Source organism: Salinicola endophyticus, from assembly GCF_040536835.1.
GTDB classification, from domain to species: Bacteria; Pseudomonadota; Gammaproteobacteria; order Pseudomonadales; family Halomonadaceae; genus Salinicola; species Salinicola endophyticus_A.
On the sequence record NZ_CP159578.1, the window covers coordinates 2,875,615 to 2,892,797 of the forward strand.

Annotated in this window: 17 protein-coding genes; 8 read left to right on the forward strand and 9 right to left on the reverse strand. The window is 66.1% G+C overall.

Features of this window, described 5'->3' with window-relative positions; translation table 11 throughout:
- Nucleotide 1 precedes the first annotated feature (1 nt).
- Together tsaE and ABV408_RS12900 are read right to left on the reverse strand one after the other, a co-directional pair.
- Nucleotides 2-481 carry a tRNA (adenosine(37)-N6)-threonylcarbamoyltransferase complex ATPase subunit type 1 TsaE gene (gene tsaE / locus ABV408_RS12895; RefSeq protein ID WP_353979331.1) on the reverse strand — a complete coding sequence of 160 codons (480 nt, stop codon included), beginning with the start codon at nucleotides 479-481 and terminating at the stop codon, nucleotides 2-4.
- Nucleotides 482-607: 126 nt separating this feature from the next.
- A complete protein-coding gene (locus ABV408_RS12900; RefSeq protein WP_353979332.1) occupies nucleotides 608-2,095 on the reverse strand; it encodes an NAD(P)H-hydrate dehydratase in 1,488 nt (495 codons plus the stop codon).
- A 121-nt stretch (nucleotides 2,096-2,216) separates the two neighbouring features.
- Here ABV408_RS12900 and queG point away from each other — a divergent pair, with 121 nt between their 5' ends.
- A complete protein-coding gene (queG, locus tag ABV408_RS12905; protein ID WP_353979333.1) occupies nucleotides 2,217-3,335 on the forward strand; it encodes a tRNA epoxyqueuosine(34) reductase QueG in 1,119 nt (372 codons plus the stop codon).
- Nucleotides 3,336-3,352: 17 nt separating this feature from the next.
- On the opposite strand, the gene orn is transcribed toward queG, so the two are convergent.
- A complete protein-coding gene (orn, locus tag ABV408_RS12910) occupies nucleotides 3,353-3,922 on the reverse strand; it encodes an oligoribonuclease (protein WP_353979334.1) in 570 nt (189 codons plus the stop codon).
- Nucleotides 3,923-4,053: 131 nt separating this feature from the next.
- Between orn and rsgA the strand changes: the two genes are divergently transcribed.
- Nucleotides 4,054-5,097 (forward strand): small ribosomal subunit biogenesis GTPase RsgA, encoded by a 1,044-nt coding sequence (rsgA, locus tag ABV408_RS12915; RefSeq protein ID WP_353979335.1) that lies wholly within the window; start codon nucleotides 4,054-4,056, stop codon nucleotides 5,095-5,097.
- A 72-nt stretch (nucleotides 5,098-5,169) separates the two neighbouring features.
- Here the strand turns inward: rsgA and ABV408_RS12920 are convergent, their stop codons facing one another.
- Complete coding sequence (locus ABV408_RS12920; protein ID WP_242495122.1) at nucleotides 5,170-6,504, reverse strand: NCS2 family permease; 1,335 nt, start codon at nucleotides 6,502-6,504, stop codon at nucleotides 5,170-5,172.
- 282 nt (nucleotides 6,505-6,786) lie between these two features.
- Here ABV408_RS12920 and ABV408_RS12925 point away from each other — a divergent pair, with 282 nt between their 5' ends.
- Nucleotides 6,787-7,617: a sulfurtransferase gene (locus tag ABV408_RS12925; protein WP_353979336.1), complete on the forward strand. Its 831-nt coding sequence runs from the start codon at nucleotides 6,787-6,789 to the stop codon at nucleotides 7,615-7,617.
- 102 nt (nucleotides 7,618-7,719) lie between these two features.
- Complete coding sequence (asd, locus tag ABV408_RS12930) at nucleotides 7,720-8,550, forward strand: archaetidylserine decarboxylase (RefSeq protein ID WP_353979337.1); 831 nt, start codon at nucleotides 7,720-7,722, stop codon at nucleotides 8,548-8,550.
- A gap of 137 nt (nucleotides 8,551-8,687) precedes the next feature.
- Here asd and ABV408_RS12935 read toward each other — a convergent pair whose 3' ends face one another.
- Entirely contained in the window at nucleotides 8,688-9,227 is a 540-nt protein-coding gene (locus ABV408_RS12935; protein ID WP_353979338.1) for a TetR/AcrR family transcriptional regulator C-terminal ligand-binding domain-containing protein, read from the reverse strand.
- A 299-nt stretch (nucleotides 9,228-9,526) separates the two neighbouring features.
- Between ABV408_RS12935 and ABV408_RS12940 the strand changes: the two genes are divergently transcribed.
- Entirely contained in the window at nucleotides 9,527-10,807 is a 1,281-nt protein-coding gene (locus ABV408_RS12940; RefSeq protein ID WP_353979339.1) for an FAD-dependent oxidoreductase, read from the forward strand.
- Nucleotides 10,807-11,250, forward strand: coding sequence for an NUDIX domain-containing protein (locus ABV408_RS12945; protein WP_353979340.1), 444 nt, complete (start codon nucleotides 10,807-10,809; stop codon nucleotides 11,248-11,250). The genes ABV408_RS12940 and ABV408_RS12945 overlap by 1 nt, the downstream gene beginning before the upstream one ends.
- 11 nt (nucleotides 11,251-11,261) lie before the next feature.
- Here the strand turns inward: ABV408_RS12945 and ABV408_RS12950 are convergent, their stop codons facing one another.
- The gene (locus ABV408_RS12950; RefSeq protein ID WP_353979341.1) at nucleotides 11,262-11,912 is read right to left on the reverse strand and encodes a LysE family translocator; all 651 of its coding nucleotides are present in this window, start codon (nucleotides 11,910-11,912) and stop codon (nucleotides 11,262-11,264) included.
- A gap of 485 nt (nucleotides 11,913-12,397) precedes the next feature.
- Between ABV408_RS12950 and ABV408_RS12955 the strand changes: the two genes are divergently transcribed.
- Together ABV408_RS12955 and arfB are read left to right on the forward strand one after the other, a co-directional pair.
- Nucleotides 12,398-13,774 carry an esterase-like activity of phytase family protein gene (locus tag ABV408_RS12955; protein ID WP_353979342.1) on the forward strand — a complete coding sequence of 459 codons (1,377 nt, stop codon included), beginning with the start codon at nucleotides 12,398-12,400 and terminating at the stop codon, nucleotides 13,772-13,774.
- 365 nt (nucleotides 13,775-14,139) lie between these two features.
- A complete protein-coding gene (arfB, locus tag ABV408_RS12960; RefSeq protein ID WP_353979343.1) occupies nucleotides 14,140-14,556 on the forward strand; it encodes an alternative ribosome rescue aminoacyl-tRNA hydrolase ArfB in 417 nt (138 codons plus the stop codon).
- A 97-nt stretch (nucleotides 14,557-14,653) separates the two neighbouring features.
- Here arfB and epmA read toward each other — a convergent pair whose 3' ends face one another.
- The 3 genes from epmA to efp form a co-directional block, all read right to left on the reverse strand.
- Nucleotides 14,654-15,631, reverse strand: a complete 978-nt coding sequence (epmA, locus tag ABV408_RS12965; RefSeq protein ID WP_353982239.1) for an EF-P lysine aminoacylase EpmA — start codon at nucleotides 15,629-15,631, stop codon at nucleotides 14,654-14,656.
- Nucleotides 15,632-15,633: 2 nt separating this feature from the next.
- Nucleotides 15,634-16,404: an SDR family oxidoreductase gene (locus ABV408_RS12970; RefSeq protein WP_353979344.1), complete on the reverse strand. Its 771-nt coding sequence runs from the start codon at nucleotides 16,402-16,404 to the stop codon at nucleotides 15,634-15,636.
- 168 nt (nucleotides 16,405-16,572) lie between these two features.
- Nucleotides 16,573-17,139: an elongation factor P gene (gene efp / locus ABV408_RS12975; protein ID WP_106419814.1), complete on the reverse strand. Its 567-nt coding sequence runs from the start codon at nucleotides 17,137-17,139 to the stop codon at nucleotides 16,573-16,575.
- Between the last annotated feature and the right edge of the window lie 44 nt (nucleotides 17,140-17,183).

The following is a 17,183-nucleotide window of genomic DNA, read 5'->3' on the forward strand; positions in this document are numbered from 1 at the left end:
TTCAGCATGCATCTTCCTTGTCGCTCAACGCCGCCGGCAGCGAGGCCAGCACGTCACGTCCATGTTGAGTGTGCGCTACCGCCGCGACCCGACGCCCGCTCTCGGCCAGGCTCAGATGCAGTTCGAGATCGGGTCGCGGCAGCCATCCTGCACCGCGGCTGGGCCACTCGATCACGCTGAGGACGCTGTCGTCCAGCATGTCGCGTGCGCCCATGAACTCGAGTTCTTCGGGATCGCCGAGGCGGTAGAGGTCGAAATGGTAGACCCGGTAACGGCCCAGCTCGTAGGGCTCGACCAGCGTATAGGTGGGGCTCTTGACCGCCCCTGTATGACCATGGGCGCGCAGGATACCGCGCGTCAGCGTGGTCTTGCCGGCGCCCAGCTCACCGATCAGATGAATCTGGCCGCGCCCGGCGAGGGCGTATCCCAAGGATTCGCCGAAGGCCACCTGGGCGGCTTCGTCTTGCAGTAGGATCGGCATGGTTGCACTAGCTTCGTCAAAGTTCGGCCCGCCTCACGCAGCGGCCTCGAGTCAAGAAACGGCCACAGCAGAGCGGCGGCGGCAGCGTGGCTACGGCATAGCCGCCAGGGCTCACGCTGCCGGCCGTCAGGGGTTGGCCAAGCGTCGCGCATAGGATGCCAGATCGCTCGCCAGCAGACCACGCTGACCGCCAGCGGCGCTCGCCGCGTCCGCGGCCAGGGCATGGATCAGCACCCCTAGCCGCGCCGCCCGTGCCGGCTCGCCGAACTGCCCCAGCAGGCCAGCGACGAACCCGGTCAACGCATCCCCCATCCCGCCACTGGCCATTCCCGGGTTGCCGTAGGGGCACAGGTCGAGTCGCTCGCCGTCATATACCAGCGTCCCGGGGCCCTTGAGCACCACACAGCCGCCCCAGCGCTGCTGCAGCGCGATCACCGCGCCACGCCGATCACGCTGCACCGCCGCCGTGCTCCAGCCGAGCAGACGCGCGGCCTCGCCGGGATGCGGTGTCAGCACCCAGTCGTCGCGCCGAGTCGGTGACTCGCGGGCGGCGAGCAAATTGAGGCCATCGGCATCGACCACGCACGGCTTGTCGACGGCCAGCGCCTGTTGCAGTGCGGCCTGCCCCCAGGCGCCGGTGCCGATACCCGGCCCCACCGCGATGACATCGGCAGCCGTCACCAGCGCGGCGAGGTCGGCGCCCCCGCGAACGCCGTGGGCCATGATCTCGGGAAACCGGGTGAGGCTCGCGGCGACGTGGGCGGCATCGGTTGCCAGGCTTACCTTGCCGGCCCCGACCCGCGCCACCATCTCGCTGGTCATCAGCGCAGCCCCGCCCATGCCCGGTGCCCCGGCGATCACCAACACATGACCGTGGGTACCCTTGTGGTCGCTGGGGCGGCGCGGCGGCAGGGCCGTAGCCAGCCACTGCGCCTCCTGGCACCACGCCACCGGCGCCAGGTCGGTGAAGGCACACGCATCCACACCCAGATCGGCCAGGGTCAGATCGCCGACATGATCCAGCGCGGCACCGGTGTGCAGGCCGAACTTGTCGGCGATGAAGGTGAGCGTCAGCGTGGCATGCACCGCCGCGCCTTCGACATGGCCACTGTCGACATCGACCCCGGAGGGGACGTCCAGCGCCATCACCGGCCTGCCGGCGGCGTTGAGCTGGGCGATCGCGGTGGCGACGTCGCCGCGTGGCGCCCCCCGGGCGCCGGTGCCGAGCATCGCGTCGACCATGATCTCACCATCCAGGGTCAGCGCATCACGCCAGCCGAGCGCATCGAGCCCGGCTTCCGCGGCCAGCTCATAGGCCCGTCGCGCATCGTCCGCGAGCCTCTCCGGCGGGGTCAACGCGACCAGCTCCACGGCCAGGCCGTCGGCGGCAGCCAGCGCCGCCAGCACATAGCCGTCGCCGCCGTTGTTGCCGCCGCCGCAGAGCACGCACAGTCGCCGCGCCTTGGGCCAGCGCGCGCGCAGCAGCGCATAGGCAGCCTCTCCCGCCTGGCGCATCAGCCAGAACCCCTCGCCCGCCTCGGCAATCACGCGGCGGTCCATCTCGCGTACCTGGGCCGCGAGATAGAGCGGCCTCGCCTCGATCCGTGTCTGCATGTCGCCTCCTGAGGAGCCCATGGCGGCGCGCCCGGCCTGCCGTTGCTGTTCGATCTGGTGTAGGGTAGCGCACCCGAGCACCGCTCGCGGCCCGAACCACCCGAGACGAGCAGGAAGACGCATGAGCGAGCAGCGCCCGTGCTCCGCGCGCACCCCGTCCAGCGAGATAGACACCGCCGCCCTCGCCACCCAGATCAAGCAGTGGGGGCGCGAACTCGGCTTCCAGGCGGTGGGTATCACCGACACCGATCTCGCCACCCACGAGCGCTATCTGGCACGCTGGCTGGAGGCCGGCCACCACGGCGAGATGGCCTACATGGCCAAGCACGGCACCAAGCGTACGCGCCCCGCCGAGCTGGTCCCCGGCACCCTGCGCGTGATCAGCGCGCGCATGGACTACCTGCCGCCGGAGGTGGAGACCACCCGGGTACTGGGGCAGCCCCAGCGCGCCTATATCTCGCGCTACGCTCTCGGCCGCGATTACCACAAGCTGATCCGCAAGCGCCTCGATCAGTTGGCACGGCAGATCGAGGCGGCGGTGGGGCCCTTCGGCTACCGCGCCTTCGTCGACTCGGCACCGGTGATGGAGCGCGCCCTGGCGCAGAAGGCCGGCATCGGCTGGTTCGGCAAGAACGCCATGCTGCTCGACCCCAAGGCCGGCTCGCTGTTCTTTCTCGGCGAGCTCTATACCGACCTGCCGCTACCGGTGGATGCGCCCTTCTCCCGCGAGCACTGCGGCTCCTGCTCGAGCTGCCGGAGCGCCTGCCCCACCGGCGCCATCGTCGAGGACAAGGTGGTCGACGCGCGGCGCTGCATCTCGTATCTGACCATCGAGCTGTATGGTGCCATTCCCGTCGAGTATCGCCGCGCCATGGGCAATCGCGTCTATGGTTGCGACGACTGCCAGCTGTTCTGCCCCTTTACCCGCTTCACCCGCGCCAGCGCCGAGCCCGACTTCGCCCCGCGCCACGACCTCGACCGGGCCGAGCTGGTGGCGCTGTTCGCCTGGAGCGAGACGGAGTTCCTCAAGCGCACCGAGGGCAGCCCGATCCGGCGCATCGGCTACGAACGCTGGCTGCGCAATCTCGCCGTGGGGCTGGGCAATGCGCCCTGGAGCGCGCGCGTCGAGGGCGCCCTGCGCGCGCGGCTGGCTTACCCCTCGGACCTGGTGCGCGAGCACGTGCGCTGGGCGCTCGCCGAGCAGCGACACAAGCGTCAGGCGCGCATCGTCAGCGCCTAGCGCCTGGTCGCGCCAGCTCACTCGGACAGCTTGAGGAAAGTCTCGCGATAGTGCTTGAGCTCGGCCAGGGATTCGCGGATGTCATCCAGTGCCTGGTGGGTGTTGCGCTTGCTGAAGCCGCTGGCCGCCGCCGGGTTCCAGCGCTTGGCCAGCTCCTTGAGCGTCGACACATCGAGGTTGCGGTAGTGGAAGAAGTCGTTGAGCGCCGGCATCTCGCGCTCGAGAAAACGGCGGTCCTGATGGATGCTGTTGCCGCACACCGGCGATGTGCCCGGCGCCACGTAACGGCGGAGAAAATCGAGGGTGCGCCGCTCGGCCTCGGCGGCATCGATCTCGCTGCGCTTCACGCGCTCGATCAGCCCGGAGTCACCGTGGGTCTTCTGGTTCCAGGCGTCCATGCCGTCGAGCAGTGCCTCGGGCTGGTGCACGGCGAGCACCGGGCCCTCGGCGATCAGCTCGAGGTCGCCGTCGGTGATCAGCGTCGCCACCTCGATGATACGCTCGCGGTTGGGGTCGAGCCCGGTCATCTCGAGATCGATCCAGACCAGCAGGTCGCTGCGCGGGGAGGCTTCGGGGGTCGCCGACATGACTATCTCCAGTGGGGTCCGCCCTGGTGCCGACCGAGATGGGCGGACACGACGGACAGGGATGGCTACAATGCCCGCCATTGTAAGCCCGCGCCGCCCGAGCGGCCATGACCCGAGGACCGACGCCACCGATGAGCCGACGCAAACTGACCCGACAGCAACGCTGGCGCGTGGAAAAGGTCCAGGCCGAACGCGCCGCCCGTGCCGATCGCCGCGCGGCGCGCGATGAGCGCACCCTCGAGGGCGGTGAGTACGGTGCCGAGCGTTCAGGACGTGTGGCCGCCCACTTCGGCCGCACGCTGGAGGTCGAAGCCGTCGACGGCGAACAGGCCTCGCGCCACCGCTGCCACCTGCGCGCCAATCTCGAGGGGCTGGTCACCGGCGACCGCGTGATCTGGCGCGAGGCCCAGGACGGCAGCGGCGTGGTGGTCGCCCGCGGCGAACGCGACAGCGTGCTCGAACGTCCCGATGCCCACGGCCAGCTACGCCCGGTGGCCGCCAACATCGATCAGATCCTGGTGGTGATCGCCGCCGAGCCCACGCCCTACGCCAATCTCGTCGACCGCTACCTGGTCGCCGCGGAGAGCACCGGCATCGCCCAGGTGCTGGTGCTCAACAAGAGCGACCTGCTGCCGGCACAGGCGGGTGAGGTGCGCGCCCTGCTGGCGCGCTATAGCGATCTCGGCTATCCGCTGATCGAAGCCTCGGCCAAGCGCGACCACGGGCTCGACGCCCTGCACGCCCGTCTCAAGGGGCGCACCTCGGTGTTCGTCGGTCAGAGCGGGGTGGGCAAGTCGTCGCTGATCGATCGCCTGCTGCCGGACGAGACCCTGCGCATCGGTGCCCTTTCGGAAGAGACGCGCAAGGGCAAGCACACCACCACCACCGCGCGCCTCTATGCGCTGCCGGAAAACGGCGAAAGCGGCCGGCCACGTGAGGGCGACCTGATCGACTCGCCGGGTATCCGCGAGTTCGGTCTCTGGCACCTCGACGAGCAAGAGCTGGCCGAGGGCTTCATCGAGTTCCGCCCCCTGCTCGGCCGCTGCCGCTTCCGTGACTGTCGCCATCGCGAGGAGCCGGGCTGCGCCCTGCTCGAGGCGGTCGAACGCGGCGAGATCCATCCCGAGCGCTTCGCCAGTTTTCAGCGTATCCGCGACGACGTCGCCAACAGCTGAGCCTACGGATAGGATCGATCGCCGCGTCGATACGCGACGATCTTTTCCCGCCATGATGGCGACCGGCCCGGATCAGCCCTCGAACAGCATCAGAATCGAGAGCAGAAAGAGCACCCACATCGCCGGGCGCACTTCGTTCGCCTTACCCACGCCGACCTTGACCACCACATAGGTAAGGAAGCCGAACACCACCCCGTGGGTGATCGAGTAGGTGAGCGGAATCAGCATCATCGCCACGAACGCCGGGATGGCATCGTCGTACTGCTGCCAGTCGATGGTGCGGATCGGCGAGAGCATGAACACTCCGACCATGATCAGCGCCGGCGCAGTGGCGATCGCCGGCACCAGCGCCAGCAGCGGTGAGAGGAACAGAAACGGCAGGAACAGCAGCCCCGAGACCACCGCCACCAACCCCGAGCGACCGCCCTGGCTGATGCCGGCAGCGGACTCGACGTAGGCGTTGGCCGGGCTGGTGCCCAGCGGCGCCGAGATCAGCGCCGAAAAGGCGTCGACCATCATCGAACGGCGGATATTACGCGGCTCGCCGTTCTCATCGAGCAGATTACCCGCCTGGCACACGCCGATGAAGGTCGACATGGCATCGAAGAAGGTGGTGAACAGGATGACGAAGATGAACGGCCAGTAGGCCACCGCCAGCGCACCGCTGAAGTCGACCTGCCACAGCGCGCTGAAGTCGGGCCAGGCGAAGATACCCTGGAAGTTGACCAGCGTCGGGGTGGCGATCGCCTCGGGGAAATAGACGCTGCCGTCGCCCCACAGGCGCCCGATCGGCACCGCCGCCAGCGTGGTGAAGACGATACCCAGGATCAGCGCGCCCTGGATGCGTCGAGCCACCAGCACCGCGGTCACCCCGAGGCCGATCAGAAAGGTCACCAGCGCCGGCGTCATCTCGCCCAGACCGACCACGGTGGCCGGGTTGGAAACCAGCAGCCGCGCATTGACCAGCCCGATCACGGTGATGAACAGCCCGATACCGCAGGCGATGGCGTGGCGCAGCGTCGCCGGAATGGCGTCGACGACGTAGCGGCGCACGTTGAACAGCGCCAGCACCGCAAACAGCACCCCGGACCAGAACACGCAGCCCAGTGCGGTCTGCCACGGAATGCCCGCGCCCATCACCATGGTGTAGGTGAACAGCGCGTTGATGCCCATCCCCGGCGCCACCAGGATCGGGTTGCGCGCATACAGGCCCATCATCACGCTGCCGAAGAAGCTGATCAGCACGGTGGCGGTCAACGCCCCGGCGAAAGGCACGCCGGCAGCAGAGAGAATCGAAGGGTTGACCACGATGATGTACATCGCCGCCAGGAAGGTGGCCACGCCCGCCAGCACCTCGGTCTTGAGGCTGGTTCCCAGCGAGCGCAGAGAGAAGTATTTGTCGAGCACGCAGCAATCTCCTGGCAGAGTCGATTATTGTTGGCACGCGAGCGCATCGCGTCTGACAACTTGTATACACAAAGCGGGGGCTTGGAAAGCCGTAAAGGGCTCGGGCGGCGGCCGAGCGGGGCGCAGTATATCGAATCCACCGCACGGCGCCATCCGCCGGCGCCGGCAGCTATGCCAGGGTCCGGCCGCTATGCCATGATGAAGAGATCCCGGCGTGCCGCTCGCCCCTCGACCCGGGCGCTGTTCTGCCAGAAACAGGCCCCCTCTCAGTCAGGAGTCCCCATGAGCTCGGAAAAACCGCAGCTACCGCTGATTCTGGAACCGGACACCCTCGCCACCCATCTCGGCGACCCGCATCTGCTGATCATCGACGTACCGCTCAAGGCCGAGAGCTATCGCGACGGCCATGTCCCCGGCGCCTGCTTTCTCGATCATCGCCGGCTGCTCGCCGGCAGCGGCGACGTGCCCAACGACGTGCCCTCCCCCGAGGCCCTCAGCGCACTCTTCTCGGATCTGGGACTGACCCCGGAAACCCATGTGGTGGCCTACGACGACGAGGGCGGCGGCTGGGCCGGACGCCTGCTGTGGACCCTGGAGTTGATCGGCCACCCGCGCTACTCCTATCTCAACGGCGGTATCCACGCCTGGCGTGCCGACGGCCATCCCGTGGAGACCACACCCAGCACCCCGGTACCCAGCGACTACCAGGCCGAGTATCTCAACCCCGGGGTACAGATTCGCCGCGAAGAGCTGCTCGAGCGTCTGGGCTCCCGCGATCTGGCAATCTGGGATGCTCGCTCCGACGCCGAGTATCGCGGCCTCAAGGGCGACAACCGCAAGCTCGGCCATCTGCCGGGGGCGGTCAATTTCGACTGGCTGGAGGTCATGGACAGCCAGCGCGACCTGCGCCTGCGCGACTACGCCGAACTGGTGGCGGAGCTCGAGGCCCGCGGCATCACGCCGGACAAGGAGATCGTCACCCACTGCCAGAGCCATCACCGCAGCGGACTGACCTGGCTCGCCGCGCGTGCACTGGGCTATGCAAGCGTGCGCGCCTATCCCGGTTCGTGGAAGGAGTGGGGGAATCGGGACGATACGCCGGTCGAGCGCTAGGCTCACCTGAACGCGGCCGTGCGGTCAATGCTGCGGGCTATTGCGCCCACGCGGTACGGCCGCTACCTTGTGCGCCTTTCCGACTCGAGGGGCAGTCATACCGTGGATCGCCAGGAACTCTTCGCCAAAATTCAGTATCCGCTGCCCCAGCACGCGCTCTCGCGCCTGATCGGCAAGCTCGCCGAGAGCCGCATCGGCTGGATCAAGGATCCCTTCATCCGCCACTTCATCAAGCACTACGGTGTCGACATGAGCCAGGCGCAGGAGCCTGACCCCGGCGCCTATGCCTGCTTCAACGATTTCTTCACCCGTGCGCTCAAGCCCGGTGCCCGCCCCCTCGGCGAGGGGCTGATCTCGCCCGCCGACGGCACGCTCTCTCGCTTCGGCCGTATCAACCACGGCACGCTGATCCAGGCCAAGGGCCAGAACTATTCGCTCAATGCCCTGCTCGGGGGCGACAGCGCCCGCGCGGCGCCGTTTCGTCAGGGCAGCTTCGCCACCGTCTACCTGTCGCCCAAGGACTATCATCGCGTGCACATGCCGCTCACCGGCACCCTGCGCGAGATGACCTATGTGCCGGGCCGGCTGTTCTCGGTCAACCAGGCGACCGCCAACCATGTGCCGGGGCTGTTCGCGCGCAACGAGCGGCTGGTCTGCGTGTTCGACACCGAGCGCGGCCCGCTGGCGATGGTGCTGGTGGGCGCGATGATCGTCGCCGCTATCGAGACCGTATGGGCGGGTCAGATCACACCGCTCAGCGGCCGCGCGCAGACCACCTGTTTCGATACCCCGGTGGTGATCGAGAAAGGCGCCGAAATGGGCCGCTTCAAGCTCGGCTCCACGGTGGTGATGTGCCTGGGCCGCGAGGCCGAATTCCACGACTTCGATCCCACCGGCACCCCAGTCAGCATGGGCCAAAGCCTCGGCGCCTGATTCTCGGCGTCTGGTTTTCAGCAACTGGCCCAGGACGACGAACGCCGCGGTCGGCCGACCGCGGCGTTCGTCGTCTATCTCTCAGCGCTCGCCACCTACCTCTGGGCTCTCGCCCTCGCGGCGCTCACGCTATCGGCTCAACCCGCACCTTCGTCCAGATAAGGGCCGAGCACACGCATCACCACGGTCTCGACGAAGTCGCGGTCGATCTCGCTGAACGACACCGTAAGCCGGTAGTAGATCGCCCCGTAGATCAGATCCATGCTCAGCCCAGGATCGATCTCGGCGGCCAGCTCCCCGCGCGCCACCGCATGCTCGATCGCCTCGCGCCCCATCTGCCGGCGCGGGGCGATCCAGCGCTCGACGAAGGCGCGGCTGAGCTCGGGATCCGACTGGGCCGCCCCCAGCAGATGCTGCAGCAGGCGTCCGTGGGGGCCGTTGAGCACCTCGGAGAGCCCTGCCACGCTGCGCCGGAAGTTGGCCAGGATCGGCAAGCTGTCGTCATAGGCAATGGCCGGGCCGACGACGTCGAGAAACGCATCCATGAGGATGGCGCCCGCATTGGGCCAACGCCGGTAGATGGTCGACTTGGCCACCCCGGAGACGCTGGCGATACGCTCGATGGTGGCATAGGGCAAGCCGCCCTCCAGCGCCAGCTCGAGGGCGGCGCGCGTCACCTTGGCCGAGGCCGTGGCGCTGCGCGGTCGACCGGGGCGAGCAGGTGAATCGGTAGATGTAGACATAGATGCGGTAGATGCGGACATAGACGATGTAGACGCAGACATGGGAGACATCCTTGTCAAAAACAGCTCCTGGAAAATACGATACTATCTGATACGCAGCGGCTCGTATCACTTTTTGGTCAGGAATTGTAAAACACTACCATGAAACGGTGTACGCCACCCTCAATGAAGCGGCACTCTACACGAGGTGTCGACTCTTTCCATCTTTCGCCACCGTGCGACTGGAGGCTCCAGTGACACACTACGACAGCGTCATTGTCGGCGCAGGCCCTGCCGGACTCGCTGCCGCCAGTCGTCTTGCACATCGCGGGTTGCGCGTACTGCTGGTCGACCAGGGCCACGCGATAGGCCGCCGAGATCACCAGACCGAGGCCGAGCTGACCCAAGGCCACGGCGGTGCCGGCCTATACTCCGACGGCAAGTTCTCGTTCTACCCTTCAGCCACCGAACTGTGGCGCTTGCCACGCCGGGCGCCGTTGCACCAGGCCTATGCCTGGACCCGCGAGCTGCTGAATAGCCACGGGATGACGACCCCGCCGTTCCCCGATCGCGCCGACGTCTACACGCCGTGTCACGACGCTTGGTCGCTCAAGCACTATCCCTCCTACTATCTGCCGCTGACCCAGCGCGAGGCGATGATCGCCGATCTGATCGCCGCGCTCGATGTCGATATCGTCAGCGACACCCAGGTGATCAGCCAGCGCTACGACGAAGACGAAACGTGCCACCATCTCGAGCTGCGCGCCGCCGACGGCACGCCGAGCGCGCTAACCGCGACCACCCTGGTCTGGGCCGCTGGACGCTTCGGACCGCTGGGACTAGGTGAAGGCATCAACACGCGCTTTCGCCGGCTGGAAGTGGGCTTCCGTATCGAGCAGCCCAGCGAGCGAGCCTTCTTTCAGGATTTCGTCGATCTCGATCCCAAGCTGACCCTGCATGCCGCCGATAAGGCGACCGAGTGGCGCACCTTCTGCGCCTGTCGCCACGGACGCACCGTATTGACCCGAACCCAGGGGCTATGGACGGTTTCCGGACACTCGGACGGCCCGCCCACCGAGCGCTCCAACGTCGGCTTCAATACGCGCATTCTCGACGAGACGCTGGCCCGCGAGACCATCACTGCGCTGACCCGCACGCTGGGCCGCGCGGATTCGCATTTCGACCTCCCGCTCAGCGCCTGGCTCGCCGACGACCGCGACGCCACGGCGACCATGGAGCGGGTCTATGGGGCGCCGCTGGCACAGGCGATGCAGCGCGGGCTACGCCAGCTGGTCGACAACTTCCCCCGGCTAGAGGACGAAACCACACGCCTGATCGGCCCCACCCTCGAAGGCGTCGGCTGGTATCCGGAGGTCGATGACAGCCTGCGGCTGGTCGACCGACCCACCTGGGTGGTGGGCGACGCCTGCGGGCTGTTCCGCGGCATCGTCGCCGCCTTCGTCAGCGGCCACTACGCCGCCAGCGCCGTGGCCGAAACGCTGGCCCAGCCGGCACGCCTCCAGGAGCGCGCCTGATGCCAGCCCCTAAGTCGAGAATCGGCGTCGGTCTGATACTCACCCGCGGCGCGGGCGAGATCCTGTTGGGCTACCGCATCAAGGTGGGCGAGACACCCTGCTGGTGCATGCCCGGCGGCCACGTCGAACCCAACGAGACCTTTGCCGCGGCGGCGCGGCGGGAGCTACATGAGGAGACCGGCATCCTCACCGAGGCAACCATCGAGATCGACGCCTTCCTGCATCAGCTGAATTCCGAATGCGCGGCCATCACCGTCGCCGCGCATCTCCATCTGCAAGATGCCCCCATCCCTCGGGTGACCGAACCCGAGGTGTTCGACCAGTGGCGCTGGTTCCCCCGCGATGCGCTGCCCCGGCCGCTGTTCCCCGCCAGCGCGGCGCTGCTGGCACAGGCCTCGGGCCAGCCCCTGCCGGATGGCTGGCATGCCTATGGCCTGAGATAATGTGGGAAAAATCAGGCGGTCATGGTATCCCATGCCTCCCAGAATAATAAGATCGCCATCATAACGATCAATAGGCCACCGCCCCTATTGATCCATTGAATGGCGGCACCTTTGAGAAAAGCGCTGCGGCTTATCATGTGTGCTGCCATCACCCAAGTCAGATCAATCACGACACCGAGGACAATTGGAATGAGAGAGTAGAGCATCAACACGGCAACAGGGCTTTCCGAGCCTTTCGCCAGGAAGCTAGGAACCAAAACGCCAAACATGATCAAGGCTTTGGGATTAGTCACGCCCACTATTGCCCCAGACAGAAACGAGCCGGCTTGATGCTCGACAGTCTGGCCATTGGCTACCCCTCTCGACTTATCCACTCTAAGATACTTAAGACCTATCATGAGCAGAACCAAAGCGCCTATCAAGCGGAGCACGACTAGTACGCCATCATTGTGAGTGATGAGTCGCCCCAACCCAAAGGATAGGACGATCGCCACCAGCGCCATACCCAGAGCATTACCCAAGACGCCACGTACGGCATGAGCTCTTCCGGCAGCCATGACCTGTCCAATGAAGAACATGACACTGGGGCCAGGCACAGCAATGAGAACGGCACTGGTCAGCATCAACCCCAGTATTCCATTCAATAGAATATCGAAAGACATTCTAGCCCTTCCTTGCTAAGAACCCGACAACAGACGCACAACGTCTCTAAAACAAAAGATCGGATCATCTACTCCTAAGCGCAGCGAGAGTCGGCTGAATAGACAATGCCTCTTCCACTTCTGAATCTGTCATTAAAGGGAAACATTCATCAACAAAGGCTGTTCATACAGGAAATGTACTCCTTCTCTCCAACAACCCCAAACTGGCAGCGCATGCATTGTAAGCAACATTTCTATACTGGTCGACATTAGGTGCTGTCTGAAAAGTACTGCGGCGGCGTGAAAAATCGGCTGGAGCGCCAACCCGGCCCGTTTTCGCCGATTTTTGCCTTAGCTGCGCGCCCCGGCCTTGCCTTCGCTCGTCGACTTTTCAGACAGCACCTAGCATAAGCAGCTGGACGTTGGCCTCAATGACATAAAACCGAAACCTTTCCGACACGCGGCGTGTGTCAGGCTTGACGTTTTGCGTGTCGGGGAATGTTCATATGCCCAGTACTACCGCTCTCGCCGTGCGTCTACTGCCCCTGGTCATGGCACTCATCAGCCTCTATAGCGCGCTAGCCGATACCACGGGCGCGACTTCCGCCGCCATCGGGACCGGCAGCGCTACTCTGGACACGCCGTTGGCCGAAGTGGTCTTTCCCGGGGGCAGGCAGCTCGACTTGACCCTGGGCTACGCCAGCAGCGCCACCCATCGCCCGGGTGATCCCGCCGATCTCGTCTATACGCTGACCGATCGCGGACCCAACATCCATTGCGATGCCAGCGGCCAGATCATTGGCGTAACGGACTTCTGTCGTGATGCTCAGGGCGTCGACGATGCCGGCAAGATCTTTCCCCTGCCCGAGTTCACGCCGCAAATCGCGTTCATCCGGCTGGGCGCCGATGCCGACGGCCAGCTTACCGCCGAGGCCGAGCAGCGCATCGAGCTCAAGGACGCCAATGGCAATCCCCTCTCGGGCATCAGCAACCCGCTCGCGGTGACCGATACCGAGAACGCCTATGACGCCAAGGGCCGGCAGCTGTCCCTGGATCCCGATGGGCTCGACCCCGAGGGGCTGGTGCGCCTGGCCGATGGCAGCTTCTGGCTGGGCGAGGAGTACGGCCCAAGCCTGGTCCACGTCGCCGCCGACGGCCGCGTGCTGCAGCGTCTGGTGCCGGCCAACGAACTCGAGGATCTGGAGGCCGCCACCTATCCGATCAGCGGCGAACTGCCCAGCATCCTGTCACGGCGCAAGCTCAATCGGGGTATCGAATCGCTGGCCTTGTCGCCGAATGGCCGCACGCTCTATTTCGCACTGCAGAGCCCGTTGGCCAATCCCGACAAAGCGGCCTACAAGACCTCGCGCAACCTTCGCCTGTTCGCGGCCCATCTCGACGTCCAGGGAGAATTCGCCGGTATCGCCCACGAATATCTCTACCGCCTGGACACACCGGAGACCTTTTTCGATACCGCTAGCGGGCGCGGCGACGCCGGCGCCAGGCAGAGCGACGTCAAGGTGAGCGAGATGAGTATGCTGCCCGACGGCCAGCTGATCGTGCTCGAGCGTATCGACAAGACCACCAAACTCTATCGAATCGATGCGAGTGCCGCGACCGACCTGCTGGGCGGCCGGTACGACGCCCTCGACACACGCCCGACGCTGGCCCAGCTGGACAACCCCGCCAGTGCCGGTGTCGTGCCGGTGACGAAGCAGCGGATATTCGACTCGTTGACCGATGCCCCCGAGCTGGTCAGCAAGGTCGAGGGCGTCGCCATCCTCGATGACCGGCATCTGCTGCTCGCCAACGACAACGACTTCGGTATCGCGGGCGCCGACAGCGTCTTCACGGTGCTACCGCTGCCTCGCGCGAGCCAGTAGGGAGCGGCGCTCGGCAGCACGGTGTGGTGACGAGCTAGGTGCTCGTCTGAAAAGTCGACGAGCGAAGGCCAGGCAAGGCAAAAATCGGCGAAAACGCGGAGTTTACGGGGTGTAAATGAGCACTTTGAGTCTATTTTTAACGCCGCATGGGCGAGTACAGTACTTTTCAGACAGTGCCTAGGCCAGGTCGCCATCGCCTCGTCTATTGCACTCAGCGGGTGGCGCCGCTACCTTGTCTCGCCCCTCTTCCCGGGGGCGAGATCATCATGGCGCACCAGCGCCGCTTCGCCAGACACCCATCCTCGCTGCCACGCCGTGCGATCTCGCCCCTATCATCATTTCCCGCGACACCTGAGGTCCCGTGAATGGCACTAGAGATTTCGCGCAACGTCTCGATCCCCGACCACGAGATCGAACTCATCGCCGTGCGCGCCCAGGGCGCCGGCGGCCAGAACGTCAACAAGGTCTCCTCGGCGATTCATCTGCGCTTCGATATCCGCGCCTCCAGCCTGCATCCCGGGTTCAAGGAGAAACTGCTGGCCCTGAGTGACAAACGCATCACCCGTGACGGCATCATCGTGATCAAGTCCCAGGAGCACCGCACTCAGGAGCTCAACCGGGAGGCGGCACTCGTCCGCCTGAAACAGCTGATCAAACCCGTGCTCTATGGCGACAAGCCACGCCAGGCGACCAAGCCGAGCCGCAGCGCCAAACGCAAGCGGGTCGATCAAAAGACCAAACACGGCCAGAAGAAACGTCTGCGCGGGCGAGTCGATGATTGAAGCGCTGTCTCATCTCGGAAGGTACTGATGCGTAGCGCCGGTCGCCTCGCCATCGCAGCCGCCGCTACCGGCGGGGCGGTGATAGCGCCATGACCGGTCAGCACCGCGGCGTCGGGAATGCCATGACCTCGGCAATCGACGCCTTGCCCAGCGCCAGCTGAATCAAGCGGTCGATCCCCAGTGCCACCCCGCTGCCCGCGGGCATGCCGTGGGCCAGGGCGGCGACGAGCCGGCGGTCGACATCCACGACCGGCTTGTGAAGCGCTGCGCGTTGACGGTTGTCATCCGCGAAGCGGGCGGCCTGCTCCCAAGCATCGGTCAGCTCGTCGTAGCCGTTGGCGAGTTCGATACCCTGCAGGTAGATCTCGAAGCGAGACGCGACCTCGGTGCCCGCCTCATCGACCCGCTTGCGCGCCAGCGCCGCCTGGCTGGCAGGATAGTCGACCACCACATCGATACCCTCGCGCCCCAGCGTCGGCTCGATGACCAGACTCATCAGCAGGTCGAGACAGCCGTCGCGATCGCTGTCTGACATATCGAGCCCGCCGCGCTCGCCCGCCACCCGCTGCAGCTCGGCCAGTGGCGTGGTGAAGGGGTCGAGCGCCAGCGCCTCACGGAACAGCTCGCGATAGCGTCGCCGGCGTGCCGGGCCGGCCGCCGGCGTCAGCGTGCGGATCAGCGCCTCGCACTCGTCGATCAGCGCCCCCAGCGAGAAGCCGGGGCGGTACCACTCGAGCATGGTGAACTCGATGTTGTGGCGCCGGCCCACTTCGCCATCGCGAAAGCTGCGGGCGAGCTGGAAGATCGGGCCGCTGCCCGCCGCCAGCAGGCGCTTCATGTGGAACTCCGGCGAGGTCTGCAGCCACAGCGTCTCGCGTCCGGCGGGGGTTGTCGCGCTCAGTGAGAGCGAATCGAGATGCGGGTCGGTACTGCCGGCATGACCGAGAATCGGGGTCTCCACCTCGAGCACGTCGCGGGCAGCGAAGAAGGCGCGCACCGCCGCCAGCAGCCGCGCCCGCTGGCGCAATGTCTCGCGCGTTGCCGAGGGCTGCCAGTCGTCTGGGCTGGGCGTCATCGTCACGTGTGATAGACCTGACTGCGGCCACCGTCGATCAGGATATCGGTGGCATTGATGAAGCGCGCCTCGTCACTGGCCAGGAACAGGGCGGTGTTGGCCACCTCCTCCGCCTCGCCGATGCGCTGGCACGGTAGCAGCTCAATCTGGCGCTGGCGCTCGCTGTCGTCGAGGCCATCCAGCCACGCCTGGGCCGAGGGGGTACGGATCAACCCCGGCGAGATCGAGTTGAAGCGCAGTCCGCGGGCGGCGTACTCGATGCCGAGCGCGCGGGTCAGCCCGATCAGACCATGCTTGGCCACCGGATAGGGAAAGGCCCCGGGAATGATCTTGTGGCCGTGCACCGAGGCGATATTGACCACGTGGCCATAGCCGCGTGCCAGCATCTGCGGCAGCAGCGCCTGGATCACATGCCAGGCGCCTTCCAGATTGATCGCCAGGCAGCGCCGCCAGCTCGCCTCGTCGGTGGTCAGCGGATCGCTGAAGACATTGACCCCGGCGGCATTGACCAGCAGTTCGAGCGGCCCGAGCGCCGCTGCGGCCTCGGCCACCGCACGGGCGACGTCATCGGCCTCGGCGACGTCAGCCTCGACGCCCACCACCCGACGGCCACTCTCCCGCTCGACACGCTCGCGTGCGCGCATCAGGGCTGCCCGGTCACGGTCGAGCAGCCCCAGTGCCGCGCCCTCGGCGGCAAAGCGCAACGCCGTGGCCAGGCCGATGCCGCTGGCCGCGCCAGTGATCAGGGCGGTTCGCCCCGTCAGTCTGCCCATCCCGATCTCCTCCAACGGCGCCGCAGCGATCAACGGCTCGAGCACGCCGGCAATTCCGCCCCGCGGCCGCTGCCGGCAGAAAACGCAGAAGGCCACGCCGAAGCGTGGCCCATCTGGCTGGTATCCCGCCTGCGCCGGTGCCATCTCAGCGCCGGTGCGGCGCCAGGATCAGGCGCGGGAGACGTACTCGCCGCTGCGCGTATCGATCCTGAGCACTTCACCCTGGTTGATGAACAGCGGGACACGCACCACCGCACCGGAGGAGAGCGTCGCCGGCTTGGAACCGCCCTGGGCGGTGTCACCCTTGAGACCCGGGTCGGTCTCGACCACTTCGAGCTCGAGGAAGTTGGGCGGGCTGACGGCAATGGCGTTGTCGTTCCACAGGGTGACGGTGTAGACCGCCTGCTCCTTGAGCCACTTCTCGACGTCGCCGATCGCCTTGCGATCCACCGCGTACTGCTCGAACGAACCGTCGGTCTTCATGAAGTGCCACATGTCACCGTCGGTGTAGAGGTACTCCATGTCGAGATCCATGACATCCGCGCCTTCGAGCGATTCGCCCGACTTGAAGGTACGCTCCCAGACCCGACCGGTGATCAGGTTGCGCAGCTTGACGCGGTTGAACGCCTGGCCCTTGCCGGGTTTGACGAATTCGTTCTCGAGAATGTTACACGGGTCGCCATCCAGCATGACTTTCAGGCCGCCCTTGAATTCGTTGGTAGAATAGTTCGCCATGTTTCCTCACTAATGAACGATCGCGGCGCGTCCGCGACGAGAAT